General features: G+C 73.7%; 23 protein-coding genes. 7 read left to right on the top strand and 16 right to left on the bottom strand.

Going from position 1 to position 26,995, the window contains the following annotated elements; all coding sequences use genetic code 11:
• Positions 1–111: 111 nt before the first annotated feature.
• The gene (locus AB0D45_RS24475) at positions 112–1,077 is read right to left on the bottom strand and encodes a GlxA family transcriptional regulator (protein WP_362462610.1); all 966 of its coding nucleotides are present in this window, start codon (positions 1,075–1,077) and stop codon (positions 112–114) included.
• A 144-nt stretch (positions 1,078–1,221) separates the two neighbouring features.
• Here AB0D45_RS24475 and AB0D45_RS24470 point away from each other — a divergent pair, with 144 nt between their 5' ends.
• Positions 1,222–2,460, top strand: a complete 1,239-nt coding sequence (locus AB0D45_RS24470) for an SLC13 family permease (RefSeq protein ID WP_362462617.1) — start codon at positions 1,222–1,224, stop codon at positions 2,458–2,460.
• A 42-nt stretch (positions 2,461–2,502) separates the two neighbouring features.
• Positions 2,503–4,140: an ABC-F family ATP-binding cassette domain-containing protein gene (locus tag AB0D45_RS24465; protein WP_362462607.1), complete on the top strand. Its 1,638-nt coding sequence runs from the start codon at positions 2,503–2,505 to the stop codon at positions 4,138–4,140.
• A gap of 22 nt (positions 4,141–4,162) precedes the next feature.
• On the opposite strand, the gene AB0D45_RS24460 is transcribed toward AB0D45_RS24465, so the two are convergent.
• From AB0D45_RS24460 to AB0D45_RS24435, 6 genes are all read right to left on the bottom strand, one after another.
• A complete protein-coding gene (locus AB0D45_RS24460; RefSeq protein ID WP_361603870.1) occupies positions 4,163–4,405 on the bottom strand; it encodes a hypothetical protein in 243 nt (80 codons plus the stop codon).
• An 81-nt stretch (positions 4,406–4,486) separates the two neighbouring features.
• Positions 4,487–5,269, bottom strand: coding sequence for an SDR family oxidoreductase (locus tag AB0D45_RS24455; RefSeq protein WP_361603867.1), 783 nt, complete (start codon positions 5,267–5,269; stop codon positions 4,487–4,489).
• 22 nt (positions 5,270–5,291) lie between these two features.
• Positions 5,292–6,488 (bottom strand): MAB_1171c family putative transporter, encoded by a 1,197-nt coding sequence (locus AB0D45_RS24450; RefSeq protein ID WP_362462604.1) that lies wholly within the window; start codon positions 6,486–6,488, stop codon positions 5,292–5,294.
• The gene (locus tag AB0D45_RS24445) at positions 6,478–6,930 is read right to left on the bottom strand and encodes a hypothetical protein (RefSeq protein WP_362462601.1); all 453 of its coding nucleotides are present in this window, start codon (positions 6,928–6,930) and stop codon (positions 6,478–6,480) included. The genes AB0D45_RS24450 and AB0D45_RS24445 overlap by 11 nt, the downstream gene beginning before the upstream one ends.
• 308 nt (positions 6,931–7,238) lie before the next feature.
• On the bottom strand, positions 7,239–9,704 hold the full coding sequence (locus AB0D45_RS24440; protein WP_362462598.1) for a Tex family protein: 2,466 nt from the start codon (positions 9,702–9,704) through the stop codon (positions 7,239–7,241).
• 86 nt (positions 9,705–9,790) lie between these two features.
• A complete protein-coding gene (locus AB0D45_RS24435) occupies positions 9,791–10,654 on the bottom strand; it encodes a hypothetical protein (protein ID WP_361603855.1) in 864 nt (287 codons plus the stop codon).
• A gap of 283 nt (positions 10,655–10,937) precedes the next feature.
• Here AB0D45_RS24435 and AB0D45_RS24430 point away from each other — a divergent pair, with 283 nt between their 5' ends.
• Positions 10,938–12,440: a M1 family metallopeptidase gene (locus tag AB0D45_RS24430; protein ID WP_361603852.1), complete on the top strand. Its 1,503-nt coding sequence runs from the start codon at positions 10,938–10,940 to the stop codon at positions 12,438–12,440.
• 36 nt (positions 12,441–12,476) lie between these two features.
• On the opposite strand, the gene AB0D45_RS24425 is transcribed toward AB0D45_RS24430, so the two are convergent.
• Positions 12,477–13,370: an oxygenase MpaB family protein gene (locus AB0D45_RS24425; RefSeq protein ID WP_362462594.1), complete on the bottom strand. Its 894-nt coding sequence runs from the start codon at positions 13,368–13,370 to the stop codon at positions 12,477–12,479.
• 141 nt (positions 13,371–13,511) lie between these two features.
• Here AB0D45_RS24425 and sph point away from each other — a divergent pair, with 141 nt between their 5' ends.
• Positions 13,512–14,501, top strand: coding sequence for a sphingomyelin phosphodiesterase (sph, locus tag AB0D45_RS24420; protein WP_362462614.1), 990 nt, complete (start codon positions 13,512–13,514; stop codon positions 14,499–14,501).
• Between the two features lie 142 nt (positions 14,502–14,643).
• Here sph and AB0D45_RS24415 read toward each other — a convergent pair whose 3' ends face one another.
• The gene (locus AB0D45_RS24415) at positions 14,644–16,470 is read right to left on the bottom strand and encodes an AMP-dependent synthetase/ligase (protein ID WP_362462591.1); all 1,827 of its coding nucleotides are present in this window, start codon (positions 16,468–16,470) and stop codon (positions 14,644–14,646) included.
• A gap of 85 nt (positions 16,471–16,555) precedes the next feature.
• Here AB0D45_RS24415 and AB0D45_RS24410 point away from each other — a divergent pair, with 85 nt between their 5' ends.
• The gene (locus AB0D45_RS24410; RefSeq protein ID WP_361603844.1) at positions 16,556–17,281 is read left to right on the top strand and encodes a MerR family transcriptional regulator; all 726 of its coding nucleotides are present in this window, start codon (positions 16,556–16,558) and stop codon (positions 17,279–17,281) included.
• A 10-nt stretch (positions 17,282–17,291) separates the two neighbouring features.
• Complete coding sequence (locus AB0D45_RS24405; RefSeq protein ID WP_362462588.1) at positions 17,292–17,951, top strand: 1,4-alpha-glucan branching protein; 660 nt, start codon at positions 17,292–17,294, stop codon at positions 17,949–17,951.
• Between the two features lie 181 nt (positions 17,952–18,132).
• Here AB0D45_RS24405 and AB0D45_RS24400 read toward each other — a convergent pair whose 3' ends face one another.
• From AB0D45_RS24400 to AB0D45_RS24375, 6 genes are all read right to left on the bottom strand, one after another.
• Complete coding sequence (locus AB0D45_RS24400) at positions 18,133–20,304, bottom strand: 3-hydroxyacyl-CoA dehydrogenase NAD-binding domain-containing protein (protein ID WP_362462585.1); 2,172 nt, start codon at positions 20,302–20,304, stop codon at positions 18,133–18,135.
• Between the two features lie 45 nt (positions 20,305–20,349).
• On the bottom strand, positions 20,350–21,564 hold the full coding sequence (locus AB0D45_RS24395) for an acetyl-CoA C-acetyltransferase (protein WP_362462582.1): 1,215 nt from the start codon (positions 21,562–21,564) through the stop codon (positions 20,350–20,352).
• A gap of 100 nt (positions 21,565–21,664) precedes the next feature.
• Positions 21,665–22,807: an acyl-CoA dehydrogenase family protein gene (locus AB0D45_RS24390; RefSeq protein WP_361603832.1), complete on the bottom strand. Its 1,143-nt coding sequence runs from the start codon at positions 22,805–22,807 to the stop codon at positions 21,665–21,667.
• Positions 22,808–22,816: 9 nt separating this feature from the next.
• Positions 22,817–22,942 carry a hypothetical protein gene (locus AB0D45_RS24385; protein WP_362462579.1) on the bottom strand — a complete coding sequence of 42 codons (126 nt, stop codon included), beginning with the start codon at positions 22,940–22,942 and terminating at the stop codon, positions 22,817–22,819.
• Complete coding sequence (locus tag AB0D45_RS24380) at positions 22,942–24,069, bottom strand: CaiB/BaiF CoA-transferase family protein (protein ID WP_362462576.1); 1,128 nt, start codon at positions 24,067–24,069, stop codon at positions 22,942–22,944. The genes AB0D45_RS24385 and AB0D45_RS24380 overlap by 1 nt, the downstream gene beginning before the upstream one ends.
• A 133-nt stretch (positions 24,070–24,202) precedes the next feature.
• Positions 24,203–24,595 carry an MmcQ/YjbR family DNA-binding protein gene (locus AB0D45_RS24375; protein ID WP_362462574.1) on the bottom strand — a complete coding sequence of 131 codons (393 nt, stop codon included), beginning with the start codon at positions 24,593–24,595 and terminating at the stop codon, positions 24,203–24,205.
• A gap of 96 nt (positions 24,596–24,691) precedes the next feature.
• On the opposite strand from AB0D45_RS24375, the gene AB0D45_RS24370 reads away from it, so the two are divergent.
• Complete coding sequence (locus tag AB0D45_RS24370) at positions 24,692–25,981, top strand: saccharopine dehydrogenase NADP-binding domain-containing protein (RefSeq protein WP_362462571.1); 1,290 nt, start codon at positions 24,692–24,694, stop codon at positions 25,979–25,981.
• A gap of 78 nt (positions 25,982–26,059) precedes the next feature.
• Here AB0D45_RS24370 and AB0D45_RS24365 read toward each other — a convergent pair whose 3' ends face one another.
• Complete coding sequence (locus AB0D45_RS24365; RefSeq protein ID WP_362462568.1) at positions 26,060–26,902, bottom strand: DUF6461 domain-containing protein; 843 nt, start codon at positions 26,900–26,902, stop codon at positions 26,060–26,062.
• Positions 26,903–26,995 lie beyond the last annotated feature (93 nt).

Genomic DNA, 26,995 nt, shown 5'->3' with positions numbered 1-26,995 from the left:
GCGGGCCGTGCCGCACGCGCGGCGGTGTCGGCCGGTGGCCGTGGTGCCGGGTCCCGCCGCCGCGCGCGCGGCGGGTCGGCCTCCGGCCCGCGGCCCGGGGTGGGCGGGGCGTCAGAAGGGCACGCGGCCGAAGCGGCGGCGGTACTCGGCCGGGGGCTGGCCCAAGGTCTTGACGAAGGCCCGCCGCAGGGCCTCCGGCGTCCCGTAACCGCACGCCCGCGCGATCTGCGCGACCCCCTCCCCGCTCTCCTCCAGCAGACGCCGCGCGTGTTCCAACCGCACCCGCTCGACGTACCGCCCCGGCGTCACCCCCGTCTCCGCCTGGAAGGCCCGCGCGAAGTGGCGCGGCGACAGCGCGGCCCGCGCCGCCAGGGCCTCCACGCTCAGGTCCGCGTCCGGATGCTCGGTGATCCACTGCTGTACGTCGCGCAGCGGCTCCCGCCTCGCGGTCTGCGCCGCCAGCTGCGCGCTGAACTGCGCCTGGTTCCCGGGCCTGCGCAGGAACACCACCAGGTGCCGGGCGATCAGCAGCGCCGCGTCCCGCCCGAAGTCCTCCTCCACCAGCGCCAGCGCGAGGTCGATCCCGGCGGTGACCCCGGCCGAGGTGGCGACGGGGCCGTCCCGCACGTAGATGGGGTCGGGTTCCACCGACACCCGGGGGTAGCTGCGGGCCATCCGCTCGCACACGGACCAGTGCGAGGTGGCCCGCCGCCCGTCCAGCAGCCCCGCCTCGGCGAGCAGCAGGCCCCCGGTGCACACGGACACCAGCCGGCCCGCGCGACCCCCGTACGCGCGCAGCCAGTCGGTGAGCCGCGGCTCGAAGGTCCCCGTGTAGCGGCCCCCCGGCACGAGCAGGGTGGTCCCCGGGCCGGGGCGGGCCTCCTCCAGCTCCCCGTCGGGCAGCAGGGTCAGCCCGCTGCTGGTCCGTACCGGAGCACCCCCCAGTGAGACGGTCCGGATCGCGTACCCCTCTCCCCCCGGGCGCCGGCCGGCTCCGTCGAAGACCTCGACGGGGCCGGTCACGTCGAGGCTCTGGACCCCGTCGTAGAGGACGACGAGCACGTTCAGCGGTGGCATGCCCCCATCCTGTGATTCCGGCCGGATGGCCGCAATGACGCGCAGCCCACCCATCCGGACACGCCGCCGGCGCGGGATGGGATCCTTGGCCTTCCCCTCCCCGCCGACCGGAGCACCGCCCTGAACACCGTCTTCGCCGAAGTCCTGTCCGTCGTCCTGCTGCTCGCCGTGCTGGCCTTCGCCGTGCTGCGCCCGCGCGGGCTCCCCGAGGCGGCGGCCGCCGTGCCGGCCGCCGGTTTGCTCGTCGCCCTCGGGGTGGTGTCGCCGGCCGACGCCTGGGGGCAGACGCGGGAGCTGCTGCCCGTGGTCGGGTTCCTGGCCGTGGTCCTGGCCCTCGCGCAGCTGTGCGCCGACGAGGGGCTGTTCCGGGCCGCGGGCGCCGCCGTGGCCCGGCGGGCGGCCGGGCACGGGCCGGCCGGGCTGCTGGGCGGGGTGTTCCTCGTGGCCTCGGCGGTCACCGCAGCCCTGAGCCTGGACGCCACGGTGGTGCTGCTGACCCCGGTGGTGCTGGCGACGTCCGCGCGGCTGGGCGCCCGGCCGCGGCCGCACGTGTTCGCGACGGCGCACCTGGCGAACTCGGCCTCGCTGCTGCTGCCCGTCTCCAATCTGACGAACCTGCTGGCGTTCGCCGCGAGCGGGCTGACCTTCACCCGGTTCGCGGCGCTGATGGCCCTGCCCTGGGCGGTCGCGCTCGCGGTGGAGTACGCGGTGTTCCGGCGCTTCTTCCGGGCGGACCTCCAGGCGCCGCCCGAGCACCGCCCCGAGGCGGCGGAGCCCGCGCCGGTGCCGCGGTTCGCCCTGGCCGTGCTGGCCCTGACGCTGGCGGGCTTCGCCCTGGCCTCCGTCGCGGGGGCCTCCCCGGTCTGGGCCGCGCTCGCCGGCGCCGTGGTGCTCGGCGTACGGGCCCTGCGGCGCGGCGAGACCACCCCGCGGCGGCTGGTGGCGTCCACGGCGCCGGCGTTCTGCCTGTTCGTGCTGGCGCTGGGGGTGGTCGTCCGGGCCGTGGTGGGCCACGGGCTCGGCGACGGGTTGCAGTGGCTGCTGCCCGACGGGGACGCGCTGCCCGCGCTGCTGGCCGTCGCCGGGGTGGCCGCCGTACTGGCCAACCTGATCAACAACCTGCCGGCGGTGCTCGCGCTGCTGCCGCTGGCCGCGCCCGGCGGTGCGGGGGTGGTGCTGGCGGTGCTGATCGGCGTGAACATCGGCCCGAACCTCACGTACGTCGGCTCCCTGGCCACCCTGCTGTGGCGGCGGCTGCTGCACGCCCACGGCGAGGACGTCCGGCTCGGCGACTTCACCCGGCTCGGGCTGCTGACCACGCCCCTGTCCCTCGCGGCGGCGGTGACCGCCCTGTGGGCCGGCCTGCGGCTGCTGGGCCCGTAGGCGGCCGGCGGTGCGGTGCGGCGCCGATAGGATCGGAGCATCATGACTGCAACCCTCGTCGCCAGGAACCTCACCGCCGCGCACGGTGAGCGCACGCTCTTCGCCGGTCTCGACCTCGTCGTCGCGCCCGGCGACGTCATCGGACTCGTCGGCGTCAACGGCGCCGGGAAGTCGACCCTGCTGCGGCTGCTCGCCGGGCTCGACACCCCCGAGACCGGTGAGCTGCGGCTGTCCCCGCCCGGCGCGGCCGTCGGCCACCTCCCGCAGGAGCCCGAGCGGCGCGACGGCGAGTCGGTGCGGGAGTTCCTCGCCCGCCGGACCGGCGTGGCGGCCGCGCAGGCGGCGCTGGACGAGGCGACGCAGGGGCTCGTGGACGGCACCCCGGGCGCCGACGACGCGTACGCGGAGACCCTCGACCGCTGGCTGGACCTCGGCGGCGCCGACCTGGACGAACGCGCCCAGGAGGTGGCGGACGAGCTGGGGCTGGCGGTGAACCTGGACCTGCCGATGACCGCCCTGTCCGGCGGCCAGGCCGCCCGGGCCGGACTCGCCTCGCTGCTCCTCTCCCGGTACGACGTGTTCCTCCTCGACGAGCCCACCAACGACCTGGACCTGGCCGGTCTGGAGCGGCTGGAGCGGTTCGTGACGGGGCTGCGCGCCGGCACGGTCGTCATCAGCCACGACCGCGAGTTCCTGGCCCGGACCGTCACCAAGGTCCTCGAACTCGACCTGGCGCAGCAGCAGATCAACCTCTACGGCGGCGGCTACGACGCCTACCTGGAGGAGCGTGCCCGCGCCCGCAGCCACGCCAGGGAGGAGTTCGAGGAGTACGCGGACAAGAGGGCCTCGCTCGAGGGCCGCGCGCAGATGCAGCGCAACTGGATGGACAAGGGCGTGCGCAACGCCCGCCGCAAGGCCACCGACAACGACAAGATCGGCAGGTCCCTGCGCGGCGAGTCGAGCGAGAAGCAGGCGGCCAAGGCCCGGCAGACCCAGCGGGCGATCGAGCGCCTGGAGGTCGTGGAGGAGCCCCGCAAGGAGTGGGAGCTGCGCATGGAGATCGCGGCGGCGCCGCGCTCCGGCTCGGTGGTGGCGACGCTGCGCGAGGCGTGCGTCAAGCGCGGCGACTTCGCCTTCGGCCCGGCGGGTCTGCAGATCGACTGGGCGGACCGGGTGGCGATCACCGGGGCCAACGGCGCCGGCAAGTCCACGCTCCTCGCGCTCCTGCTCGGCCGGCTGGCCCCGGACTCCGGTGCGGCCACCCTGGGCTCGGGCGTCCTGGTGGGCGAGGTCGACCAGGCGCGGGGCCTGTTCCTCGGCGAGGAGTCGCTGCTGGAGGCCTTCTGCGCGGCCGTCCCGGAGACCGAGCCCGCGGAGGTGCGCACGCTGCTGGCCAAGTTCGGCCTGAAGGCGGCGCACGTGATGCGCCCGGCGGCGACCCTCTCGCCCGGTGAGCGCACCCGTGCGGCCCTGGCCCTGCTCCAGGGCCGCGGGGTGAACCTGCTGGTGCTGGACGAGCCGACGAACCACCTCGACCTTCCGGCGATCGAGCAGCTGGAGTCGGCGCTGGAGGCCTACGAGGGCACCCTGCTGCTGGTCACGCACGACCGCCGGATGCTGGACGCGGTCCACGTGACCCGGCGGCTGGAGGTCGCGGACGGCAAGGTGACCGAGCTCTGAGCCGCCGGGCGTTCCGGGCGGTCTAGAACTCCTTGGGGCCCTTGCCGTGGCTGCGGTGCTTGCGCGGCTCGTCCGGGTTGGGGGCGGGGGCCTCGGGGCGGTCGAGGCGGCTCGCCTCGTCCGTGTCCTCGGCCCGTACGGGGCCGGGCTCCGGCCGGGGCCGGGGTTCCGAGGCGGTGTGCCGCCCGGGGTGCGGCTTGCGGTGCTGCTGTCCGTCGTCCTCGTCGTGGAGCGGGACGCCTCCGGCGCCGCCTTGGTCGTCCATGTCACGTCCTCCTCTGCCCCCGCGCGGCTGTGCCCCCTCGCTCGGCGGGTGCCCGGGCAGCCGTCCCGCAAACCGCCCCGGTCAGGCCGGTGCGTCGGCGGGGGGCCGCCGGGTGCGGGCCATCCTGCGGGCCACGAAGGAGCGCGGGAGGTGGCGGGCCGCGAAGGCGTACGCCTGGTAGTGCCGGCCGGTGACGCTGACCGGGCGGCGGCGGGCGAGGTCGCGCAGGGCCTTGGCCACCACCGCCTCGGGTTCGAGCCACACCGCGTCGCGCAGGGCGCTGACGTCCATGCCGGCGCGTTCCTGGAACTCGGTGCGGGTGAAGCCGGGGACCACCGCCAGCACGCGTACCCCGTACGGCTCCATGTCGACCCGCAGGGACTCGCTGAAGGCGGTGATCCAGGCCTTCGCCGCCCCGTACGTCCCGGTCGGCAGCAGTCCCGCGACCGAGGAGACGTTGAGCACCGCGCCCCGGCGGCGCTCCCGCAGGCCCGGCAGCAGGGCGTGGGTGAGCCGGAGCGGGACCTTGACGAGGAGGTCCAGCATCCGCTCCTCGTCCTCGACGGGGTTGTACGGGTAGGGGGCGGGGAGGCCGAACCCGGCGTTGTTGACCAGGACGTCCACGGGCCGCGCGGTGTCGGCGAGCCGGGCGGCGACGGCCGCGCAGGCGGCGGGGTCGAGCAGGTCGGCGGGCAGTACCTCGCAGACGGTGCCGCCGCTGTGGGCGAGTTCGGCGGCGAGGGCCTCCAGGCGGTCCTTGTCCCGGGCGACGAGGACCAGGTCGCAGCCCTTGGCGGCGAAGGCCCGCGCGAAGGCGGCTCCGAGGCCGGCGCTGGCTCCGGTGATCAGTACGGTGGTGGTCACGTGAGGTTCGCTTCCCGGGGGTTCAGGCGGTACGGGGGGCGGGGGTGAAGGTGGCGGCCGCGGGAGAGGCGTAGGCCTGGGCGACGTCCACCAGGAACCTGGCCTCGTCCTCCAGGCCGCCGCCCTCCGCGGAGGTCTGCATCGCGGCCGGCAGTTCGAGCGCCGGGGGCTGGGTCGGCTGCCCGGGCAGTCCGGCCAGCTTCGCCCGCCGCGCCTCCTTCAGTACGCAGGCCAGCGCGGCCGCCGTGCGCCGCTGCTCGGGGACGCCCTCGCCGGCGACGTGGCCGCGGGCGAGCTCCGCCACGCCCGGGGTGACGTACTCCCCCAGGACCAGGATCGCGTCGCGGGTCTCGATGACCTTGCGGTAGACGAGGAGGCCCCGCGGGACCGGCGGCCAGAGCAGCTCCAGCAGCCGCCCGGCCCGGGGCTCGGAGAGGACCACGTGCGGGACCGCCTGGACCAGCTCCCGCCACAGCGGCCACAGCCGCCAGGCGGTGGCGGTGTCGGTGAGGGCGCGGCGCAGCGCGAACACGGTCGGCACGAGGATGGCCGCGGCGCGCAGCAGGCCGTGCAGGTTCATCATCAGCGGCAGGGCGGGCATCGCCCAGGTGCTGCCGAAGAGGGCCTTGAGCAGGTACACGAACCAGAACACCCCGGCCAGCGCGGTGCCCAGGCCGAACAGCCGCAGTCCGGCGGCCAGTGCCCGGCTCTCCGAGCGGCGGCCGTAGCGCCAGCAGACGCCGACGCAGACGGTGTTGGCGATCAGGTGCGCAGAGATCAGGACGAGCCAGTACGCGAGGGAGGGCACCGGGTCGCCGGCGGGCGGGATGGTGTGCGTCCCGTGCTCGGGTGCGGCGGCGTCCAGTGCGACGAGGGTGGTGAGCCAGAGCACCGTGCCCGCCCAGGAGGCGAGCTGGAGCCTGCGTCCGCGGGTGGCGGCGGCGACGAAGTAGAGCACGGCGCCCGCCGACAGGACGCCGATGAGGTTGCGGACGAGGCCGACCGTGTGCGCGTACGAGAGTTCGCGGCTCAGGGCGTACGTGACGACGGCGGGCAGGTTCAGGGTCATCGCGGCGGCCGCGGTGGCGACGGCGAGCCACAGGCCGCGCTGTTCCGGGGAACGCAGGGCGCCGGGGGCCCGCAGCAGGACCGCGATCCACAGGCAGACCACGCTGGGGACGGCGAGCCAGTCGCCGGCGGCGGTGAGTTCAGCTGCCATCGCGGTGGCCCCGTTCGTAGCCCATGGCGGATTCCAGCCGGGCGAGGGCGCCCCGGGGGGCGGTGCCGCGGCGGGGGCGGCCGGTGCCGGAGGTGCGGGTGCGGATCATGCTCGCGAGCATCTCCGCTTCCTGCTCCTGGCGGGTGGTGTAGTTGGTGCGGCCGAGGATCACGGGGGCCCGGCCGTCGGCCTCTTCGCCTTCGAGGGAGTGGTGGCCGAAAAGGATGTGCCCGAGTTCGTGGAGCACGATGTGCTCCCGGTGCAGGGGGGTGGTGTGGGCCTCGTAGAAGACGTAGTCCACGCTGTCGGTGCCGACCCACAGTCCGCAGACGCCTGATTCGGCGGCCTCCCTGGGCAGCGGGTGCAGCCGGATGGGGCGGCCCCGCTGCTCGGCCATGTGCGCGCACAGGCCTTCGAGGGAGAAGGGGTGCGTCAGATCCAAGCGACCGAGAATCGTCTCGCACCGTTTGCGCAGGCTGAGATGCCGGTGGGGCATGTGTTCCCTCTTCGGACCCTTTCTCGGGCAGCGTCGGTAGGCGTGGGGGGTGGGCATCGGCATGACGTCCTGTGCCTCGGGGGCGGCCCCGGGAGTGCGGTCCCGGAGGGAAAAGCGGGAACGCCCGTCCGCGCGGGCGAACGGGCGTTCCACCATCCCTACAGATCTTCCGGGGGAGTTGGCAAGGCGGTCCCCCGTGCGGGGTCCCTATTCGGCCACTCCTGCCGACTGGTCCGGCCCGAGTCCGACGCGACCTAGCGGCGTCCGCCGCGTTCCTCCGGTGCGGTCAGGCCGGCCCGGCGCAGGGCGTCGGCCATGGCGCTGTTGGCGGGGGCCGGGGCGCCGGAACGCTGCCCGCCGCCGCCCTGCCCGCCCCGGCCGGCCTGTCCGCCCCGGCCGGCCTGGGCGCCCTGTCCGGCCTGGCCGCCCTGGCGGCCGTCACCGCCGCGTCGGCCCTGGCCCTGGCCGCCGCGCTGCTGCGGGGGCCGCCCGCCGCCCCGGCGCTCCTCGCGCTGCCCGGGCGCGCCGGCTCCGCGTTCGGCTCCGGCCTCGTCCTCCAGGCGCAGGGTGAGCGAGATCCGCTTGCGCGGGATGTCCACGTCCAGGACCTTCACCCGGACGATGTCGCCCGGCTTGACCACGTCCCGGGGGTCCTTGACGAACGTCTTCGACAGCGCCGACACGTGCGCGAGGCCGTCCTGGTGCACGCCGATGTCGATGAAGGCGCCGAAGGCGGCCACGTTGGTGACGACCCCTTCGAGGATCATGCCGGGGGCCAGGTCTCCGATCTTCTCGACGCCCTCCTTGAAGGTGGCCGTCTTGAAGGCGGGACGGGGGTCGCGGCCCGGCTTCTCCAGCTCGCGCAGGATGTCGGTGACGGTCGGCAGGCCGAAGGCCTCGGTGACGAACTGCTCCGGCCGCAGGGACCGCAGGACCGTGGTGTTGCCGATCAGGGCGGCCACCTCGGCGCCGGCGGTCTTGCCCATGGCCCGCACCACCGGGTAGGCCTCGGGGTGGACGCTGGAGTAGTCCAGCGGGTCGTCGCCGCCGCGGATGCGCAGGAAGCCGGCGCACTGCTCGTACGCCTTCGGGCCCAGCCGCGCCACGTCCTTGAGGCCCTTGCGGCTGCGGAAGGGGCCGTTGGCGTCGCGGTGGGCGACGATGTTCTCGGCGAGGGTGCCGCTGATGCCCGAGACCCGCGAGAGCAGCGGGGCGGAGGCGGTGTTGACGTCCACGCCGACACCGTTCACGCAGTCCTCGACGACCGCGTCGAGGGAGCGGGACAGCTTCACCTCGGACAGGTCGTGCTGGTACTGGCCGACTCCGATCGACTTCGGGTCGATCTTGACCAGTTCGGCGAGGGGGTCCTGGAGGCGGCGGGCGATGGAGACCGCGCCGCGCAGGGACACGTCCATGCCGGGGAGTTCCTGCGAGGCGAAGGCCGAGGCGGAGTACACGGAGGCGCCGGCCTCGGAGACCATCACCTTGGTGAGCCCCAGCTCGGGGTGGCGGGTGATGAGGTCCCCGGCGAGCTTGTCGGTCTCGCGGGAGGCGGTTCCGTTGCCGATGGCGATCAGCTCGACCGCGTGTTCCTCGGCCAGGCGGGCCAGTTTCGCCAGGGCCTCGTCCCACCGGTTGGCGGGAACGTGCGGGTGGATCACGTCCGTGGCGACGACCTTGCCGGTCGCGTCGACGACGGCCACCTTGACGCCGGTACGGAAGCCCGGGTCCAGGCCGAGCGTGGCGCGGGTGCCGGCGGGCGCGGCGAGCAGCAGGTCGCGCAGGTTCGCCGCGAAGACCCGTACGGCCTCGTCCTCGGCGGCGGCGCGCAGCCGGGTCCGCAGGTCGATGCCGAGGTGCACCTGGATCTTGGTGCGCCAGGCCCAGCGGACGGTGTCGGCGAGCCACTTGTCGCCGGGCCGGGCCCGGTCGGCGATGCCGAAGCGGCGGGCGATGAGCCCCTCGTACGTGGACGGGCCGGGGGTGTCGGCCGGCTCCTCGGGCTCCAGGTCGAGGACGAGGACGTCCTCCTTCTCGCCGCGCAGCATGGCGAGGACCCGGTGGGAGGGCAGGGCGGTGAAGGGCTCGGCGAAGTCGAAGTAGTCGGAGAACTTCGCGCCCGCCTCCTCCTTGCCCTCGCGGACCCTGGAAGCGAGCCGGCCGCGGCTCCACATGCGCTCGCGGAGGTCGCCGATCAGGTCGGCGTCCTCCGCGAACTTCTCGGTGAGGATGGCGCGGGCGCCCTCCAGGGCGGCGGCCGGGTCGGCGACGCCCTTGGCGGCGTCCACGAACGCGGCCGCGGCGGCGGCCGGTTCGACGGACGGGTCGGCCAGCAGCCCTTCGGCGAGGGGCTCCAGGCCGGCCTCGCGGGCGATCTGCGCCTTGGTGCGCCGCTTGGGCTTGAAGGGCAGGTAGATGTCCTCCAGCCGGGCCTTGGTGTCGGCCGCGTTGATCCGGGCCGCCAGTTCGGCGTCGAGCTTGCCCTGCTCGCGCACGGACTCGAGGATCGCGCCGCGGCGCTCCTCCAGTTCGCGCAGGTACCGCAGCCGCTCCTCGAGGGTGCGCAGCTGGGCGTCGTCGAGCATCTCGGTCGCTTCCTTGCGGTAGCGCGCGATGAACGGCACGGTGGAGCCGCCGTCGAGCAGCTCGACGGCGGCCTTGACCTGCCGTTCCCGTACGCCGAGCTCCTCGGCGATCCTGCCTTCGATGGACATCGTCACTGTGCGGTCCCGCCTGCCTTCGTGCGTGTGCGTGCGTGGAAGGCTGCCAATTGTGGCAGGTGCCGCTGACGGAGCGGCGGAGCCCCTCAGCCCTTTCCGAAGAGGTCGCCGGGGAAGGCGCCGGCGCCGATGGCCTGCTTGACGAGAGCGCCGCCCAGTTCGCCGAGCCGGGCGAGGCCGGCCGCGCCGAGGTGTTCGTACGGGGCCGCGTCGAGTCGGTCGGTCTCGGTCTCCAGGCGCTCGCGCACCGCGCGGCCCTCCTCGGTGAGCTCGCCGCCGGCGTCGAGGACCCCGCGGGAGCGGAGCCGGTCGGCGGCTGCGTCGAGGTCGTCCTGCTCCCAGCCGCGGATGCCCTTGACCCACTTCGGGGTCATGCCGCGGCCGGTCGCGGTGTGGCTGACCAGGGCCTCCAGCGGGTCGAGGCCGGTCAGCAGCAGGGCGGCCAGGTGGCCGTCGCCGCGGTGTTCGCGCAGCAGGGTGGTGGCGTGCCACAGGCGCAGGTGCGCCTCCTCGGGGACGGGGAGGTCGGCGTGGGCGGCGTACAGGGCGCGGCCGTGGCGGGTGCAGGCCTCGGTGGCGCGCATGGCCAGGTCCGCGGCTTCGGCGAGTTCGGGCGAGGCGATGGTCCCGGGGCCCAGGAGGCGGCGCAGGGTGGTGTCGACGGCGCGCAGCCGGGCGGCCAGGACCTGCTCGGGGGTGGCGGTGTCCCAGACGGCGGGGAGGTGCGCGGCGACCAGGTCGTGGCGGTAGTTGTAGAAGGCGGCGGTGACCACGCCCGGGCCGACGGCGCCCATGGCGGCGGAGCGGGAGGCCAGGTTGACGGCGACCCGGTGGGTGATGCCGAGGGCGCCCAGCTCGGCGGCGAGGTCCGGGGAGAAGTAGCTCGTGGCGTGCAGGGGGTTGATGGCGGCGTGCCAAACGCGGCGGGCGGCGTGCGGGGGAAGCGTCATGGACGGCAGGTTACCGACTGCTCAGTATGTGACGGGAGGCCGCCCCCGGGTGCCGGTTGCCCGGGGAGCGTGCCGTTTCCGGCCACTTCGCGCCCCGCCGTCCCCGCCGCATCGGCGCAGCTCCGACGGCGCTTCCGGGCCGCAAACGGCGTCCTGGGCCGGGTTCGTGACGTCCGAATGGCGATCGTGTGACAGCAGGGGCCATGGACATGACCGGAGTGATCACGGGTGAATACGGTCGGACGACGAACCGATGTGACTCCCCTACCCCTTGGAGCTCTTCGTGCACCGCAAAGTCATCGCCCCGAGCGTCCTGGCCGCCTCCCTCCTGCTGGTGATCCCGGCATCTGCGGCCAGCGCCGGTCCGGGCGCGCCGGGTATCGGCGACACCTATTACCCGGCCAGCGGCAACGGCGGGTACGACGTGTCCCACTACGACCTGCGCCTCCAGTACCAGCCGAAGACGGACCTGCTGGAGGGCACGGCCACCCTCCTCGCCACCGCCCGGCAGGACCTGTCCCGCTTCAACCTCGACTTCGGCCTCAAGGTCAGCGAGATCCGGGTCAACGGGGTCAAGGCATCCTTCGCCTCCTCGGGCGCGCACGAGCTGGAGGTGACCCCGGCCCAGCCGCTCCAGAAGGACCGCCAGGCCAGCGTCGTCGTCAAGTACGCCGGCAAGCCCTCCGAGTTCAAGATCGACGGCTGGTCGGCCTGGCAGCGGACCCCGGACGGCGGTGTGGCGGCGCAGGAGCCGGACTCGGCGGTCTGGTGGTTCCCGAGCAACGACCACCCCCTGGACAAGGCCACCTTCGACGTGTCGGTGAACGTCCCGGACGGAACCCAGGCCATCAGCAACGGCGTGCTCCAGTCGCAGAGTTCGAAGCTCGGCTGGACCCGCTACAACTGGCGCTCGAACAAGCCGCAGGCCACCTACCTGGCCACGCTCGCCATCGGCAAGTTCGACATCACCACGGACAAGACGGCGAACGGCCTGCCGATCCTCAACGCGTACAGCAAGGACCTCGGCGACAACGCCGGCGCGGCGCGCGCGAGCGTGGAGCGGACCGGCGAGGTCGCCGAGTGGCTGGAGGGGGTCTTCGGCCCGTACCCCTTCAACGCGCTGGGCGGCTACGTCCCCAACGTCCCGACCGGCTTCGCCCTGGAGACCCAGACCCGGCCGTTCTACAGCCCGCGCCAGTTCGCGAACGGCGCGAACGTCTCGGTGGTCGTGCACGAGCTGGCCCACCAGTGGTACGGCGACAGCGTGTCCGTGGACAACTGGAAGGACATCTGGGTCAACGAGGGCTTCGCCCGCTACAGCCAGTGGCTCTGGTCGGAGAAGGAGGGCGAGGGCACCGCGCAGGAGCTCGCCGACTGGGCCTACGCCTCCCGCCCGGCCGAGGACCCGTTCTGGCAGGTCAAGCCCGGGGACCCGGGCCCGGACAACCAGTTCCACGGGGCCGTGTACGACCGCGGTGCGATCGCGATCCAGGCGCTGCGCAACGAGGTGGGCGACGAGAAGTTCTTCCGGATCCTCAAGGGCTGGCCGACCGAGCGGGCCTACGGCAACGCCAAGGTCGGGGACTTCGTCCGGTACGCGGAGAAGGTCTCGGGCAAGCCCCTCGCGCAGCTCTTCGAGACCTGGCTGTACACCCCGGGCAAGCCGGCCTTCACCACGCCGGCCGCCAAGCCCGGCGCCCGGACCCTCCAGTCCCCGGCCAAGCCGGCCGCGGAGCCCAGGTCCTGGAAGAAGATCGCGGCGACGAACTCGGTCCACGACCACTGACCGACAGCGGTACGCGGACCCGCGCGCCGGCGCCCTTCAGCGGAAGGTGCCGGCGCGCCACCGCGCCCGCGCGGCCCGGGCCCTCGGCAGGTAGCGCAGCCGCTCGGGGAGCAGCGGTACGAGGAGCCGTACGGCGGTGCTGAACCGCCGGAGCCGGCGCTCCTGGGCCGGCGTCCACTCCAGGCCGATGGCGGCCCGGGCGTCGGGCGGCATGTAGCCGACGGTGACGAAGGCCCGGAAGCGCAGGTAGCCCGCGCGCAGGGCCGGCCAGGTGATCCGCAGCAGCAGCCGGACGGCCCGGGAGGCGGCCTCGGGGCGGGGCAGGTCCACGTCGGTGGAGACCAGCTCGCGGGCGACCTTGGTCGGCTCGATCTCCTCGGCCAGCATCCGGCGGTAGTAGGGCCAGAACGCCTCGACGCTCTGCGGCATGTCCCGGTCGCGCAGGCCGAGGATTCTGCCCACCCGGAGCCACTCCGCGTAGAGCTGCCGCTCCTGGGCGGCGGTGATGCGGCGGAACAGGTAGCGCCCCGCGTACACGGCGACGGGGAAGCCGGTGGCGTGCACCCAGGCGTAGCAGGCGGGGTCGAGGGAGTGGTAGCGCCGGCCTCGGGTGTCGGTGCCCTGGATCTCCCTGTGCAGGCGGCGCACCCGGCGGCCCTCCGCGGCCGCCTCGGCCCCGCCGTAGACCCACAGCATCACCGAGCGCAGGGAGCGCTCACCGCGCCCCCACGGGTCGGTGCGGAAGACCGAGTACTGGTCGACCCCGGCGCCGACGGCCGGGTGGGCGACCTGGAGGGTGAAGGCGGCGGGCAGGGTCAGCAGGGAGCGGATGTCCCCCGAGGTGGTCCACAGCACCCCGCCGGGCGGCGGCGGCTCGGGATCGAGGCGCCGGGCGGGCTTTTCGGGGGGTGCGGGAGCCGTGTCGTCCATGAGGCCAAGTATGCGAGCGCGAGAAGTCCTCGGTCCGGACAGAAAGTCTTGTCACGGGTGTTACCCAGAGGTAACCGCGGCTGCTTGGATGACGGCGTCGATCTTCCCCCGCAGGACTTCGCAGGAATGATGGAGGCCTCCGTGCCGCAGACCTCGCACCGCCGCACCCGCTCCGCCGCCACGGCCGTGGCCGCGCTCGCCGCGGGCACCCTCGCCCTCACCTCCGCGCCCGCGGCCACGGCCGCCGAGAGCGCCCCGGCCCCGCGGCTGAGCGTCCTGACGTACAACGTGTTCCTGATGAGCAAGAACCTGTACCCGAACTGGGGCCAGGACCACCGGGCCGCCGAGATCCCGAAGGCCTCCTTCTTCCAGGGCCGGGACGTGGTGGTGCTCCAGGAGGCCTTCGACAACGGCGCCTCGGACGCGCTGAAGGCCAACGCCGCCGCGCAGTACCCGTACCAGACGCCGGTCGTGGGCCGCTCCAAGACCGGCTGGGACGCCACCGGCGGCGCCTACTCCGCCACCACCCCGGAGGACGGCGGCGTCACGATCCTGAGCAAGTGGCCGATCCTGCGCAAGGAGCAGGTCGTCTACAAGGACGCCTGCGGCGCCGACTGGTGGTCCAACAAGGGCTTCGCGTACGCGGTGCTGAACGTGAACGGCGCCAGAGTGCACGTGGTCGGCACGCACGCCCAGTCCACCGACCCGGGCTGCGGGGCGGGCGAGGCGGCGCAGATGCGCAGCCGCCAGTTCAAGACCATGGACGCCTTCCTCGACGCCAAGAACATCCCGGCGGACGAACAGGTCATCGTGGCGGGCGACATGAACGTCGACTCCCGCACCCCCGAGTACGCCTCCATGCTCGCGGACGCGGACCTCGCGGGCGCCGACTCGCGCACGGGGCATCCGTACTCCTTCGACACGGCGCTGAACTCGATCGCCCACTACCGCTACCCCACGGACCCGCGCGAGGACCTGGACTACGTGCTGTACCGCAAGGGCAACGCCCGCCCGGCGGGGTGGGAGAACAACGTGGTCAAGGAGGAGTCGACTCCCTGGACGGTCTCCAGCTGGGGCACCTCCTACACGTACTCCACCCTCTCGGACCACTACCCGGTCCTCGGCCGCTAGCGGCCCGGCCCTCTTCGGCGGGGGCGGGGTTTCACCCGGGCGGGTGGCCGCGCCCCCAGTCCGGGCTCTCGTGTGAGGGCCCGAATGCCCGGCGGGCCGGCGCCCGGGCCCCCACCTCATCGCTGAGGGAGCCGCTCCCCTCTCAAGCCCCCTCGTACAGCCCCTCGATCAGCGGTCCGTACTTCTCCCGGACCACCCTGCGGCGCAGTTTCAGCGAGGGGGTGAGCTCGCCCGTTGCCGGGCCCCACTCCTCCGCCAGCAGCCGGTAGCGCTTGATCTGCTCCGTGCGGTTGAGGCGGGCGTTCGCGGCGGCCACCGCCCGGGCGGTTTCCTCCAGGATGGCCGGGTGCTCGGCCAGCTCGGCGAGGGAGGCGGCCGTGATGCCCCGGGCGGCCGCCCAGGCCGGGGCCAGCTCGGGGTCGAGGACCAGCAGGGCGACCAGGTAGGAGCGGCCGTCGCCGTGCACCAGGGCCTGGCCGATCAGGGGGTGCTCCTTGACGGTGTTCTCCACCAGGGCCGGGGAGACGTTCTTGCCGTTCGAGGTGATGATCAGTTCCTTCTTGCGGTCCGTCAGCCACAGGAAGCCGTCCTCGTCGAGCCGGCCGATGTCCCCGGTGGGGAACCAGCCCTCGGCGTCGGCCGCGCTCTCCACCGACCCGTCGGGGCGCAGGTAGCCGCCGAAGACGGTGGCGCCGCGCGTGAGGATCTCCCCGTCCCCGGCGAGCTTCAGCTCCAGCCCCTCGATCGGCCGGCCCACCGAGCCCAGCCGGAACCCGTCGGGGGTGTTGCTGTTGACGGTGCACACGCCGGAGGTCTCGGTCAGCCCCCAGGCGTCCATGATCGTGATGCCCCAGCCCGCCCAGAAGCGGACCACGTCGATCGGCATCGGCGCGGTGGCACTGGCGGTCCAGACCAGCCGGTCGAGGCCGGCCAGGCGCAGCAGCGGGTCCAGTACGCGCTCCTTCGCCTCCGCGTACGAGGCTTCGAGCGCGGCGGGCACCTCCTGCCCGCGCTCCCGGTGGCCGGCTCGGGCGCGGGCGAGGTCCCCGGCGGCGTCGATGGCGCGCCGCTGCTCCTCCGGCAGGCCCGCCAGGACGGCCCGTACGCCCGCGGCGAGCTTCTCCCAGACCCGGGGCACCCCGAAGAACTGCACGGGACGCAGTTCGCGCACCGCGGCCGCCACGGCGGTGGGGTCGGCGACCAGCCGGACGTGGGCGGCGCGCAGCAGGGGGAGGTAGATGCCGAGGATCCGCTCGGCGATGTGCGCGAAGGGCAGGTAGCAGAGGTGCTCGGCGTGCTCGGGCAGCTGGACGTTGCGGTCGAGGCGGACGGACTGGAGCAGGATGTTGCGGTGGGTCAGACGGACGCCCTTGGGGTCACCGGTGGTGCCGGAGGTGTAGACGACGGTGAGGGGGTCCTCGGGGCGCAGCTCCCGCCAGGCCTTCTCGAAGGCGTCGGCCCGGTGCAGCCGGGCGCCGCTCGCGCAGAGGGAGGCGTAGGCGGTGTGCGGGCCGGCGTCGGCGGCCTCGGCGATGACGAGCCGTTCCAGCGGGATGGCGGGGTCGTCCAGCAGCGGCGCCCACCGGTCGCGTTCGCCGGCGCCTTCGACGACGGCCAGCCGGGCCCGGCTGTGGCGGGCGATGTGGGCTATCTGCTCGGGCGCGGAGGTTCCGTAGACGGTGACGGGGACGGCGCCGAGGTGGACCAGGGCGAGGTCGGTGAGCCAGTGTTCGGGGCGGTTGCCCATCATCAGCAGGACGTGTTCGCCGCGCTCGACGCCGAGGGCGGCGTACCCGGCGGCCAGGACGGCGGTCCTGCGGCGGACCTCGCCCCAGGTGAGGGTCGTCCAGCCGTCCCCCTCGCGCCAGGAGAGGGCGGGCAGGTCGGCGTGGTCCGCCGCGTTGCGGGCCAGCAGGGCGGGGAGGGTGAGGTCCGCGGGGTGTCCGGACAGTCGCAGGTTCGTGGTCATGGGCAGCTCCTGGCCGTTTCACATCGTTGGTGCGACAGCAATACTGTTGAACCCAAACCGTGCAGCAGAGAGCGAGGCGCAGACGATGGCCGACCAGCCGACCGAGCCGATGCTCACCGTGGACGAACTGGCGTCCAGGGCCGGTGTCACCGTCCGCACCGTACGGTTCTACAGCACGCGCGGGCTTTTGCCCCCTCCCGTGATCGGACCGCGTCGGGTGGGGCATTACGGCCCGGAGCACCTGTCGCGGCTCGCGCTGATCGAGGAGCTCCAGCACCAGGGCATGACCCTGTCGGCGATCCAGCGCTATCTGGACGCCCTGCCCGACGACCTGAGCGCACACGACCTGGCGATCCACCGGGCGCTGGTGGCGACCTGGGCGCCGGACGCGGCGCAGGAGGTGTCTCGGGAGGAGCTGGAGAGGCGGGCGGGGCGGGTCCTGTCGGACGGGGACCTGCGCCGGCTGGCCGCGATGAACGTGGTGTCGGCCTGCCGGGAGGGTTTCCGGGTGGACGTGGGCCTGCTGCGGCTGGGGGTCGCGCTGCTCGACGTGCCGATCGCCCACGAGACGCTCCTGGTGGCGCGGGGGATCCTGCTGGAGCACGCGCGGACGGCGGCGCACCAGCTCACGGCGCTGTTCCGGGACGAGGTGTGGGGGCCGTTCACGCGGGGCGAGGACGACCCGGAGCGCGTGGAGTCGATGAAGGCGCTGTCGGCGCACATGCAGCCGATGGTGGTGCAGGCCCTGGTGACGGCCTTCCAGCGATCGCTGAAGGAGGAATTGCGGGCCGCGTTCGTCTCGGAGGGGTAGGTTCGCGTCCATGGCGATCATCCACCACACCACGCTGAGCCCGACCAAGCTCGAACTCCTCACCGGCTGGCTCCCCTTGAGGCCCTGGTACCGGGGCGCGGAGGGGTCCGCGCAGCTCGAGAAGGCGGGCGGCTTCCGGCTTGACGACCCCGAGGGCGAGGTGGGCGTCGAGTTCATGGTGGCCGCCGACACCTCCGGGGAGGAGCCGGTGGCCTACCTGGTGCCGCTCACCTACCGGGGCGCCCCGCTGGAGGGCGCGGAGGCGGGCCTGATCGGCACGCTCGAGCACGGCGTGCTGGGCACGCGCTGGGTCTACGACGGCGCCCACGACCCGGTCATGGTCGAGCAGTTGCTCGCGCTGCTGGCGGGCCGGACGTCCGCCCAGGCGCAGGGCGAGACCGACACCCCCGACCCGACGGTCGAGGTCCGTGCGGAGGGGGCCGGGGTCCGGCCGGGCCTGACCGGCCCCGGGAAGGTCGGCGACACCGGCGCGGGCACCGAGATCCTGGTGGGCCCGCCCGGTCAGGACGGAGCCCTGACCTTGACCCTGACCCGGGTGCTGCGCCCCGGGGCCGCCGCCGGGGAGGGCCTGCTCGGGCAGGTCCTGGCCGGCTGGTCCGCCCCCGGCGGCGCCGAGCAGCGCGGGGTGTTCGCGTCCCTGCGCGGCTGAGGCGCCCGCGCGGCCCTCTCCCCGGGGGTCCGGGCCCCCCCCGCGCGGGCGGGCCCGGGACGGCGGCGCCAGGTCGTGTCGTCGACGTTCCACCTGGCCGGTGGGGCCGGCACGCACCTCGCACGCACCGGGCCCCACCAGCCCCGCCCCTCGGACGGCCGGAGCTGTCTGACGACACTCCCTAGTCGGCGTACGTCTCGCCGCGCTCGGCCTTCTCGACCAGGGAGGCGGGCGGGGTGAAGCGCTCGCCGTACTGCGCCGCCAGCTCGCGGGCTCGGGCGACGAAGCCGGGCAGGCCGCCCTCGTAGCCGTTGACGTACTGGATCACGCCGCCGGTCCAGGCCGGGAAGCCGATGCCCATGATGGACCCGATGTTGGCGTCGGCGATGGAGGTGAGCACGCCCTCGTCGAGGCAGCGGACGGTGTCCAGCGCCTCCGAGAAGAGCATCCGCTCCTTCATGTCCTCGAAGGGGATCTGCGCGTCGGGCTTGGCGAAGTGCTCGCGCAGGCCGGGCCAGATGCGGCCCCGCTTGCCGCTCTCGTCGTACTCGTAGAAGCCGGCGCCGCCGCTGCGCCCGGGGCGGCCGAACTCGTCGACCATCCGGTCGATGACCCGGTCGGCGGGGTGCTCGGTCCACTCCCGGCCCTCCGCCTCGAAGGCCTTGCGGGTCTCGTTGCGGATCTTGCGCGGGAGGGTGAGGGTGAGCTCGTCCATCAGCGAGAGCACCTTCGCCGGGTAGCCGGCCTGGGCGGCGGCCTGCTCGACGGAGGCGGGCTCGACGCCCTCGCCGACCATCGCCACGCCCTCGTTGATGAACTGGCCGATGACGCGGGAGGTGAAGAAGCCGCGCGAGTCGTTGACCACGATCGGGGTCTTGTTGATCTGGCGGACCAGGTCGAAGGCGCGGGCGATGGCCTCGTCGCCCGTGCGCTGCCCCTTGATGATCTCCACCAGCGGCATCTTGTCTACGGGCGAGAAGAAGTGCAGGCCGATGAAGTCCGCGGGACGCGCGACCCCTTCGGCGAGCCCGGTGATGGGGAGGGTGGAGGTGTTGGAGCAGAGCAGTGCGTCGGGCGCGATGACGTCCTGGATCTCCTGGAACACCTTGTGCTTGAGGGCGGTGTCCTCGAAGACCGCCTCGATGACGGCGTCGCAGCCGGCCAGGTCGGCGGCTTCGGCGGTCGGGGTGATGCGCGCGAGCAGCTCGGCGCGCTTGGCCTCGGTCGTGCGGCCCTTGGCGAGCGCCTTGTCCAGCAGCTTCTCGGAGTACGCCTTGCCCTTGGCCGCGGCCTCGGGGGTGACGTCCTTGAGGACGACCTCGATGCCGGCGCGGGCACAGGAGTACGCGATGCCCGCGCCCATCATCCCGGCGCCGAGGACGGCGACCTTGCGGACCCGGCGCGGCTCGACGCCCTGGGGGCGGCTGCGGCCGGCGTTGACGGCCTGGAGGTCGAAGAAGAACGCCTGGATCATGTTCTTGGCGGTCTGGCCGGTGACCAGCTCGGTGAAGTACCGGGCCTCGATGGTCAGCGCGGTCTCGAAGTCCACCTGGGAGCCCTCGACGGCGCAGGCCAGGATGTTGCGCGGCGCCGGGTACGGGGCCCCGTTCAGCTGCTTCTTGAGGTTCGCGGGGAACGCCGGGAGGTTGGCGGCGAACCGGGGGTTGGACGGCGTACCGCCGGGGATCTTGTAGCCGGGGACGTCCCAGGGCTGCTTCGACTCGGGGTTGGCGTCGATGAAGGCGCGGGCCTTGGCCAGCATCTCCTCGGGGGTGGCGGCCAGTTCGTGGACCAGGCCGTTCTCCAGGGCGCGCTGCGGGGTGTACTGGGTGCCCTGGAGGAGGACCTTGAGCAGCGCGTCGGCGATGCCCATGAGGCGCACGGTGCGGGTGACGCCGCCGCCGGCCGGGAGCAGGCCGAGGGTGACCTCGGGCAGACCGATCTTGGAGCCGGGGGCGTCGAGGGCGACGCGGTGGTGGGAGGCGAGGCAGATCTCGTAACCGCCGCCGAGGGCGGCGCCGTTGATGGCGGCGACGACGGGCTTGCCCAGGGTCTCGATGCGGCGCAGCGAGCGCTTGATCTCGGTGCCGGTGTCGAAGGCGAGCTGCGCGTGCTCGGGGCGCAGCCCGATCATGTCCTTGAGGTCGCCGCCGGCGAAGAAGGTCTTCTTGGCGGAGGTGTAGATGATGCCGCGGATGGAGTCCTTCTCGGCCTCGGCGCGGTCGGCGACGGCCGCGATGGAGTCCTTGAAGGCCTGGTTCATCGTGTTGGCGGACTGGTCGGGGTCGTCGAGGACCAGGGTGACGACGCCGGTCTCGTCCTGTTCCCAGCGGATCGTGGTGGACTCGCTCATGTTCGCTACTTCCGTGTCAGAGGTGGGATCAGGGATCAGGACGGATCAGACGCGTTCGACGATGGTGGCGACGCCCATGCCGCCGCCGACGCACAGGGTGACGAGGCCGTAGCGCTTGTCCTGGCGCTCGAGCTCGTCGACGACGGTGCCGAGGAGCATCGCGCCGGTGGCCCCGAGGGGGTGGCCGAGCGCGATGGCGCCGCCGTTGACGTTGACCTTGTCCAGGGAGACGCCCATGTCCTTGACGAAGCGCAGGACGACGCCGGCGAAGGCCTCGTTCATCTCGATCAGGTCGATGTCGTCGATGGTCAGGCCGGCCTTGGCGAGGGCCTTGCGGGTGGCCGGGGCGGGGCCGGTGAGCATGATGGTGGGCTCGGATCCGGAGACGGCGGCCGAGACGATCCGCGCGCGCGGGCGCAGGCCGTTGCGTTCGCCGGCCTCGCGGGTGCCGATGGCGACGAGGGAGGCGCCGTCGACGATGCCGGAGGAGTTGCCGGCGTGGTGGACGTGGTCGATCTTCTCGATCCAGTGGTACTTCTGGAGCGCGACGGCGTCGAAGCCGCCGAGGTCGCCGATGTCAGCGAAGGAGGGCTTGAGCCCGGCGAGGGTGTCGGCGGTGGTGCCCGGGCGGACGAACTCCTCGTGGTCCAGGACGACCAGGCCGTTGCGGTCGGTGACGGGGACCACGGACCGGGCGAAGCGGCCCTCCTTGACGGCGGTGGCGGCCCGCTCCTGGGAGAGGGCGGCGTACTCGTCCACGTCGCGCCGGGAGAATCCCTCGATGGTGGCGATCAGGTCGGCGCCGATGCCCTGCGGGACGAAGCCGGTGTCCCAGTTGGTCATGGGGTCGGCGAACCAGGCGCCGCCGTCGGAGGCCATCGGGACGCGGGACATGGACTCCACGCCGCCCGCGAGGACCAGGTCCTCCCAGCCCGAGCGGACCTTGGCTGCGGCCAGGTTGACGGCTTCCAGGCCGGAGGCGCAGAAGCGGTTCTCCTGCACGCCGGCCACCGTGTCGGGCAGGCCCGCGGCGATGGCCGCGATGCGGGCGATGTCGGAGCCCTGGTCGCCGACCGGGCCGACGACGCCGAGCACGATGTCGTCGATGGTCGCGGGGTCCAGGCCCGGGTTGCGCTCGCGCAGGGCCTTGATGAGGCCGACGACCAGGTCGATCGGCTTGGTGCCGTGCAGGGCGCCGTTGGCCTTGCCGCGGCCGCGCGGGGTGCGGATCGCGTCGTATACGTAAGCTTCGGTGCTCACTGGTCAAGCCTTTCGCAGGTGTCCGGGGGCAGATCGGGAGGGTCGGGGAGGCCGGGGGCCGGGGAGGTCGGGAAGCCCGGGGCCGGGGAGTCGGAACGGGTCAGCCGAGGAGGGAGCGGCCGATGATCTCCTTCATGATCTCGGTCGTGCCGCCGTAGATGGTCTGGATGCGGCCGTCGGTGAAGGCCCGCGCGACCCGGTATTCGGTCATGTACCCGTAGCCGCCGTGCAGCTGGAGGCAGCGGTCGGCGACCCGCTTCTGGAGTTCGGTGGCCCACCACTTCGCCATCGAGGCGTGCACGTGGTCCAGTTCGCCGTTCGCGTGGTCGGTGATGCAGCGGTCGAGGAAGGTCCGGGTGACCGCGCACTCGGTGGCCATCTCGGCGATCTCGAAGCGGATGTGCTGCAGCTTGGCGAGCGGCCGGCCGAAGGCCTCGCGCTCCTTCACGTACCGGGTGGTGATCTCCAGCAGGTGTTCGGCGGCGGCGATGGCGGCCATCGCGATGCCCATCCGCTCCTGGGCGAGGTTGTTCATCAGGTGGACGAAGGCGCCGTTCAGCTCGCCGAGCAGGTTCTCCTTGGGGACGCGCACGTCGTTGAAGAAGAGCTCCGCAGTGTCCTGGGCCTTCTGGCCGATCTTGTCGAGGTTGCGGCCGCGCTCGAAGCCCTCGGCGCCCCGCTCGACCACCAGCAGGGACAGCCCGTGCGCCCCGCCCTCGGGGGTGGTCTTCGCGACGACGACCACCAGGTCGGCGAGGATGCCGTTGGAGATGAAGGTCTTGGAGCCGTTGAGCAGCCAGTGGTCGCCCCGGTCCTCGGCGCTGGTGCGGATGCCCTGGAGGTCGGAGCCGGCGCCCGGCTCGGTCATCGCGATGGCGGTGATCGTCTCGCCCGAGCAGAAGCCGGGCAGCCAGCGGCGCTTCTGCTCCTCGGTGCCCAGCGAGGTCAGGTAGGGCCCGATGATGTCGTTGTGCAGGCCGATCGCCAGCCCCGGGGCTCCGGCCCGGGTGAACTCCTCGGCGAGCACCGCCGCATAGCGGAAGTCGGGGTTGCCCCCGCCTCCGTACTCCTCGGGGACGGCCAGGCCCAGCAGGCCCTGCCGGCCGGCGGCCCGCCAGGCGTCGCGGCTGACGATGCCGTCCTTCTCCCACTGCTCGTAGTGCGGCAGCACCTCCTTGTGCAGGAAGGTGCGTACGGTCTCGCGGAACGCCTCGTGGTCGGCGTCGTAGATGCGGCGTTGCATCGGGGCCCCCTAAAGCCGGCTCTTGACGGTTTCGATCAGCCGGGCCGGCTCCGGGCCGGCCGGCTCCGGCGCGGCCGCCGCGTGGGCGGCCCGGCGCGGGTCGCCCGCGTGGTCGAGCGACACGGACAGGTCCATCAGGCCTCCTTCGGGAGCAGCGCCGGTACGTCCCAGTCGGCGGCCACCGAGGCGGTGTCCGCGCCCGGCCGGGCGGGGCCGGAGGCGACGCCGGTCGGGGTCGCGGAGAAGCGCGGGGCGGGGGCGGGCTGGGTGATCCCGCCGTGCTCGGTGAAGGTGCCCCGGGAGGCGAGGTGGGGGTGGTGCGGGGCCTCGCGCAGCGAGAGGACGGGCGCCACGCAGGCGTCGGTGCCCTCGAAGACGGCCGTCCACTCCTCGCGCGTACGGGACTTGAAGCGGGCGGCGACGGCCTCGCGCAGCTCGCCCCAGCGGGCGAGGTCCTTGCGGGCGGGCGCCCGGTCCTCGATGCCGAGGAGTCCGACGAAGGTGTCGTAGAACTGCTGCTCGAGCGCGCCGACGGCCATGTACCGGCCGTCGGAGGTCTCGTAGGTGCCGTAGAACGGGCAGCCGCCGTCGAGGAGGTTGGCCCCGCGCCGGTCCTGCCAGCCGCCGGCCGCGACCATGCCGTGGATCATGGCGGTGAGGTGGGCGGTGCCGTCGACGATCGCGGCGTCCACGACCTGGCCGGCGCCGTGCGGGGTGCGGGCGTGCTGGAGGGCGGCGAGGATGCCGATGACGAGGTAGAGGGAGCCGCCCGCGTAGTCACCGACGAGGTTGGCGGGGACGGCCGGCGGCTCGCCGGGGTTGCCGATCATGCCGAGCGCGCCGGTGACGGCGATGTAGGCGATGTCGTGCCCGGCGGTGTGGGCGAGCGGGCCCTCCTGGCCCCAGCCGGTCATCCGGCCGTAGACCAGCTCGGGATTGCGGGCGAGGCAGTGCTCGGGGCCGACGCCGAGCCGCTCGGCGACCCCCGGGCGGAAGCCCTCGATCAGTACGTCGGCCCGCTCGGCCAGGTCCAGCACCCGGGCGGGGCCCTCGGCGGACTTCAGGTCGAGCAGCACGGAGCGCTTGTTGCGGTTGGTGACGTCGTAGGCCGGGTCGATCGCCAGCCCGCCGCCGCCGGGCCGGTCCACGCGGACGACGTCGGCGCCGAGGTCGGCGAGGAGCATGGCGGCGAACGGGCCGGGGCCGATGCCCGCCAGTTCGACGACGCGTACTCCCGCGAGCGGCCCTGCTGTCACTGCCATCGAGCCCCCAGCGTCCTGGTGTACGGGTGTACAGGTGTGTGACACAACCGATGTAACACCAGTGATGCTAGGAAGGCGCTCCACGGAGCACAAGAGCAAGCGCTTAGCCGGTTTCCCCGGTGGCCCGTTCCCGTCAGGCCCCCTCCGCGGTCCGGGCGTCGAGGAGCGCGACGTGCCGCTTGAGCGCGACGGTCCGGTAGCTCTCCTCCACCCACTCGCACAGCACCTCCACCGGCGGCGCGCCCTTCTCCCCCAGCGGCACGGACACCCAGCCCGCCTTGCCGAGGCCGTACCCCGTGGGCTCCGCGCCGGGGGCGGTCATCGCGTGGCCGTGCAGGTCCTCGTCCTTGAGCTTGACGGAGAGGCCCGGCGGCTGGGGGCCGTCGGCGCTGCCCAGGAAGAGGAAGATCTTCTTGTTGACCTTCACCACGCCGTCCTCCGGCCCCCACGGGTGCTCCTCCACGGCCTCCGGCAGCCCCAGCGCGAACTCCCGCACCGCCTCCCACTTGCGCACCGCAGCCTTCATCGACGCCTCCCACTTACCGCAGGTCACACCTGCTCGCACGGACAGCCGGTTCCAACGCTAACCTCAGCCACCGACACCAGCTGGGAGGAGCGGTTCATGACCGAGCACGTCCGCAGGGAACCCGTCCACGGCGAGGCCCCGCCCGGCAGGTCCGCCGACAGCGAGTCCGTCCCCGCCGAGTCCGGCCGCGGCGACTCCGCCGACGACCGCCGTCCGCGGCGGGACCTCGACGTCGTGCTCTTCGGCGCCACCGGCTTCGTCGGGGCGCTGACCGCCGCGTACCTCGCCGAGCACGCGCCCGCCGGCTGCCGCTGGGCGCTGGCCGGACGCGACCGCGCCAAGCTGGAGCGGCTGCGCGAGCGCCTGGCCGAGCTGAATCCGGCCTGCGCGGACCTGCCGCTGCTGCGCGCCGACGCGGGCGACGCGCGGGCGCTGCGCGAACTGGCCGCCCGTACGCGGGTGCTGGCCACCACCGTGGGGCCCTACGTCCTGTACGGGGCGGAGCTGGTCGCCGCCTGCGCTGAGGCGGGCACCGACTACGTGGACCTCACCGGCGAGCCGGAGTTCGTCGACCGGATGTACGTCGAGCACGACGCGCGGGCCCGGGAGACCGGGGCCCGGCTGGTGCACGCCTGCGGCTTCGACACGATCCCGGCCGACCTCGGGGCGTACTTCACGGTCGGGCTGCTGCCCGCCGGCGTGCCGCTGCGGGTGGACGGCTTCGTGCGCTCCAGCGCGCTCGCCTCCGGCGGCACCCTGGCCTCCGCCCTGACCGCCCTGGGCCGCGGGCCGCAAACCCTGGCCGCCGCGCACGCCCGCCGGCTGCACGAGCCCCGCAGGCCCGGGCGCCGGGTACGCGGGCCGGTGGGCGCCCCGCGCTTCAGCCGGGAGACCGGCACCTGGGCGCTGCCGCTGCCGGTGCTGGACCCCCGGGTCGTGACCCGGTCGGCAGCGGCGCTGGAGCGGTACGGGCCGGACTTCCGCTACCGGCACTACGCCTCGGTGCGGCACCTGCCGGTGGCCGTGGGTCTGACGGCGGCGGTGGGCGCGACGGCGGCGCTGGCGCAGGTCCCGGTGGCCCGGCGGTGGCTGATGAGCCGCTGGGAGCCGGGCAGCGGCCCGGACGCGGAGCGGCGCGCCCGCAGCTGGTTCACGGTCCGCTTCGTCGGCGAGGGCGGCGGCCGCCGCGTGTTCACCGAGGTGTCGGGCGGCGACCCGGGGTACGGGGAGACCGCGAAGATGCTGGCGGAGTCCGCGCTGTGCCTGGCCCACGACGCCCTGCCGGACCGCGCCGGCCAGCTGACCACGGCGGTGGCGATGGGCGACGCCCTGCTGACCCGCCTCCAGAAGGCGGGCATCCGCTTCCGCGTGGCGGCACAGGACTAGGCCTCCCGGGGGACCGTCGCGTCCACGCTTTCCTTCCTGCGGCGGCGAGCGCGCCGCGGCCCCCCGCGCGCCCGCTCGCTACTCACCCCTCTGGTGCTCCGGACGACCCCCGGTCGGAGGCTCACCGTACGTGATCACGACCGGCGCGTCGGCTTCCGCCCGTGCGCGGTCCGACGCCGTCGCGATCTCCTCGTAGGTCCATTCGCGGTACAGGCGCTCCCCGTGGGCATCGGTGATGTCGATGACCACACCGGTCCACTCCTCGGCGGGCTGTTCGGGGACGAGTCCCAGCTCGTACGCAGCGTCCTGGAGGAGGGATTCGGTCACAGGCACGCCGGTGAGTCTCTCGGCCAGGGCGAGGACCGCCGCCTTCCCGTCGACGTCCGGGGCGCTCTCGTCGTGCTCGCCCTCAGGGGTCAGAGGGAAGCCGACCTCCCGCAGCAGGGGGACCAGTTCGTCGGGGGTGTTGCCGTCGCGCGACGAGGGGCCCTCGAACGTCGTGCGGAGTTGGCCGTCCTCGAACCAGTGGAAGAGGTGGATGGGCTTGCCGCCGTTGGTCGAGTGCGCCACGACCCGGCCGCCCTGCGACAGCAGTTCCGTGCACGCGCCCGCGATCCCCAGGCCGCCGTCGAAGCCCAGGACGAGGGTCCAGTCGCCGTTCTCGCCCGGGACGCTGAAGGCGCCCGCGACGTAGGACTCGTCCCAGTAGTCGTAGCCCCCTTCGGCGCGGTGGGCGTCGTCCGCCGCCATCAGCCCGGCCGTTCCCTGCCCGGTACCCCGCGGCTGCGCCCCCATCGCGCGCAGCACCTCGCGCGGGGCACGCCCCCGTATCAGTGTCAGGGTGTATCCGTTTTCCAGCATGTGGCGGAAGAGCCGAGACGTGCGGATCCAGGCGTAGTCGTGTGCGGTCACCAAGGTCATACGGCGCAGTGTCCCTGATGCCTCTGACAACGCCCCGGCCCATGCCGGCCGTTGCATCGGAAGCCAACCCTCACGTCGCGTCGCCGTAGCCAC

The organism is Streptomyces sp. NPDC048352 (assembly GCF_040651895.1).
In the GTDB taxonomy this organism is placed as follows: Bacteria; Actinomycetota; Actinomycetes; order Streptomycetales; family Streptomycetaceae; genus Streptomyces.
The sequence above is the reverse complement of the archived record's forward strand: the minus strand, read 5'-3'. Positions and strand labels throughout refer to the sequence as shown.

Coding starts and splice junctions, on each gene's coding strand:
- AB0D45_RS24400 (WP_362462585.1), bottom strand. CDS start 20,304: ATGAGCGAGTCCACCACGATCCGCTGGGAACAGGACGAGACCGGCGTC.
- AB0D45_RS24370 (WP_362462571.1), top strand. CDS start 24,692: ATGACCGAGCACGTCCGCAGGGAACCCGTCCACGGCGAGGCCCCGCCC.
- AB0D45_RS24475 (WP_362462610.1), bottom strand. CDS start 1,077: ATGCCACCGCTGAACGTGCTCGTCGTCCTCTACGACGGGGTCCAGAGC.
- AB0D45_RS24450 (WP_362462604.1), bottom strand. CDS start 6,488: ATGGCAGCTGAACTCACCGCCGCCGGCGACTGGCTCGCCGTCCCCAGC.
- AB0D45_RS24410 (WP_361603844.1), top strand. CDS start 16,556: ATGGCCGACCAGCCGACCGAGCCGATGCTCACCGTGGACGAACTGGCG.
- AB0D45_RS24435 (WP_361603855.1), bottom strand. CDS start 10,654: ATGACGCTTCCCCCGCACGCCGCCCGCCGCGTTTGGCACGCCGCCATC.
- AB0D45_RS24415 (WP_362462591.1), bottom strand. CDS start 16,470: ATGACCACGAACCTGCGACTGTCCGGACACCCCGCGGACCTCACCCTC.
- AB0D45_RS24425 (WP_362462594.1), bottom strand. CDS start 13,370: ATGGACGACACGGCTCCCGCACCCCCCGAAAAGCCCGCCCGGCGCCTC.
- AB0D45_RS24380 (WP_362462576.1), bottom strand. CDS start 24,069: ATGGCAGTGACAGCAGGGCCGCTCGCGGGAGTACGCGTCGTCGAACTG.
- AB0D45_RS24405 (WP_362462588.1), top strand. CDS start 17,292: ATGGCGATCATCCACCACACCACGCTGAGCCCGACCAAGCTCGAACTC.
- AB0D45_RS24390 (WP_361603832.1), bottom strand. CDS start 22,807: ATGCAACGCCGCATCTACGACGCCGACCACGAGGCGTTCCGCGAGACC.
- AB0D45_RS24385 (WP_362462579.1), bottom strand. CDS start 22,942: ATGGACCTGTCCGTGTCGCTCGACCACGCGGGCGACCCGCGCCGGGCC.
- AB0D45_RS24375 (WP_362462574.1), bottom strand. CDS start 24,595: ATGAAGGCTGCGGTGCGCAAGTGGGAGGCGGTGCGGGAGTTCGCGCTG.
- AB0D45_RS24365 (WP_362462568.1), bottom strand. CDS start 26,902: ATGACCTTGGTGACCGCACACGACTACGCCTGGATCCGCACGTCTCGG.
- AB0D45_RS24460 (WP_361603870.1), bottom strand. CDS start 4,405: ATGGACGACCAAGGCGGCGCCGGAGGCGTCCCGCTCCACGACGAGGAC.
- AB0D45_RS24465 (WP_362462607.1), top strand. CDS start 2,503: ATGACTGCAACCCTCGTCGCCAGGAACCTCACCGCCGCGCACGGTGAG.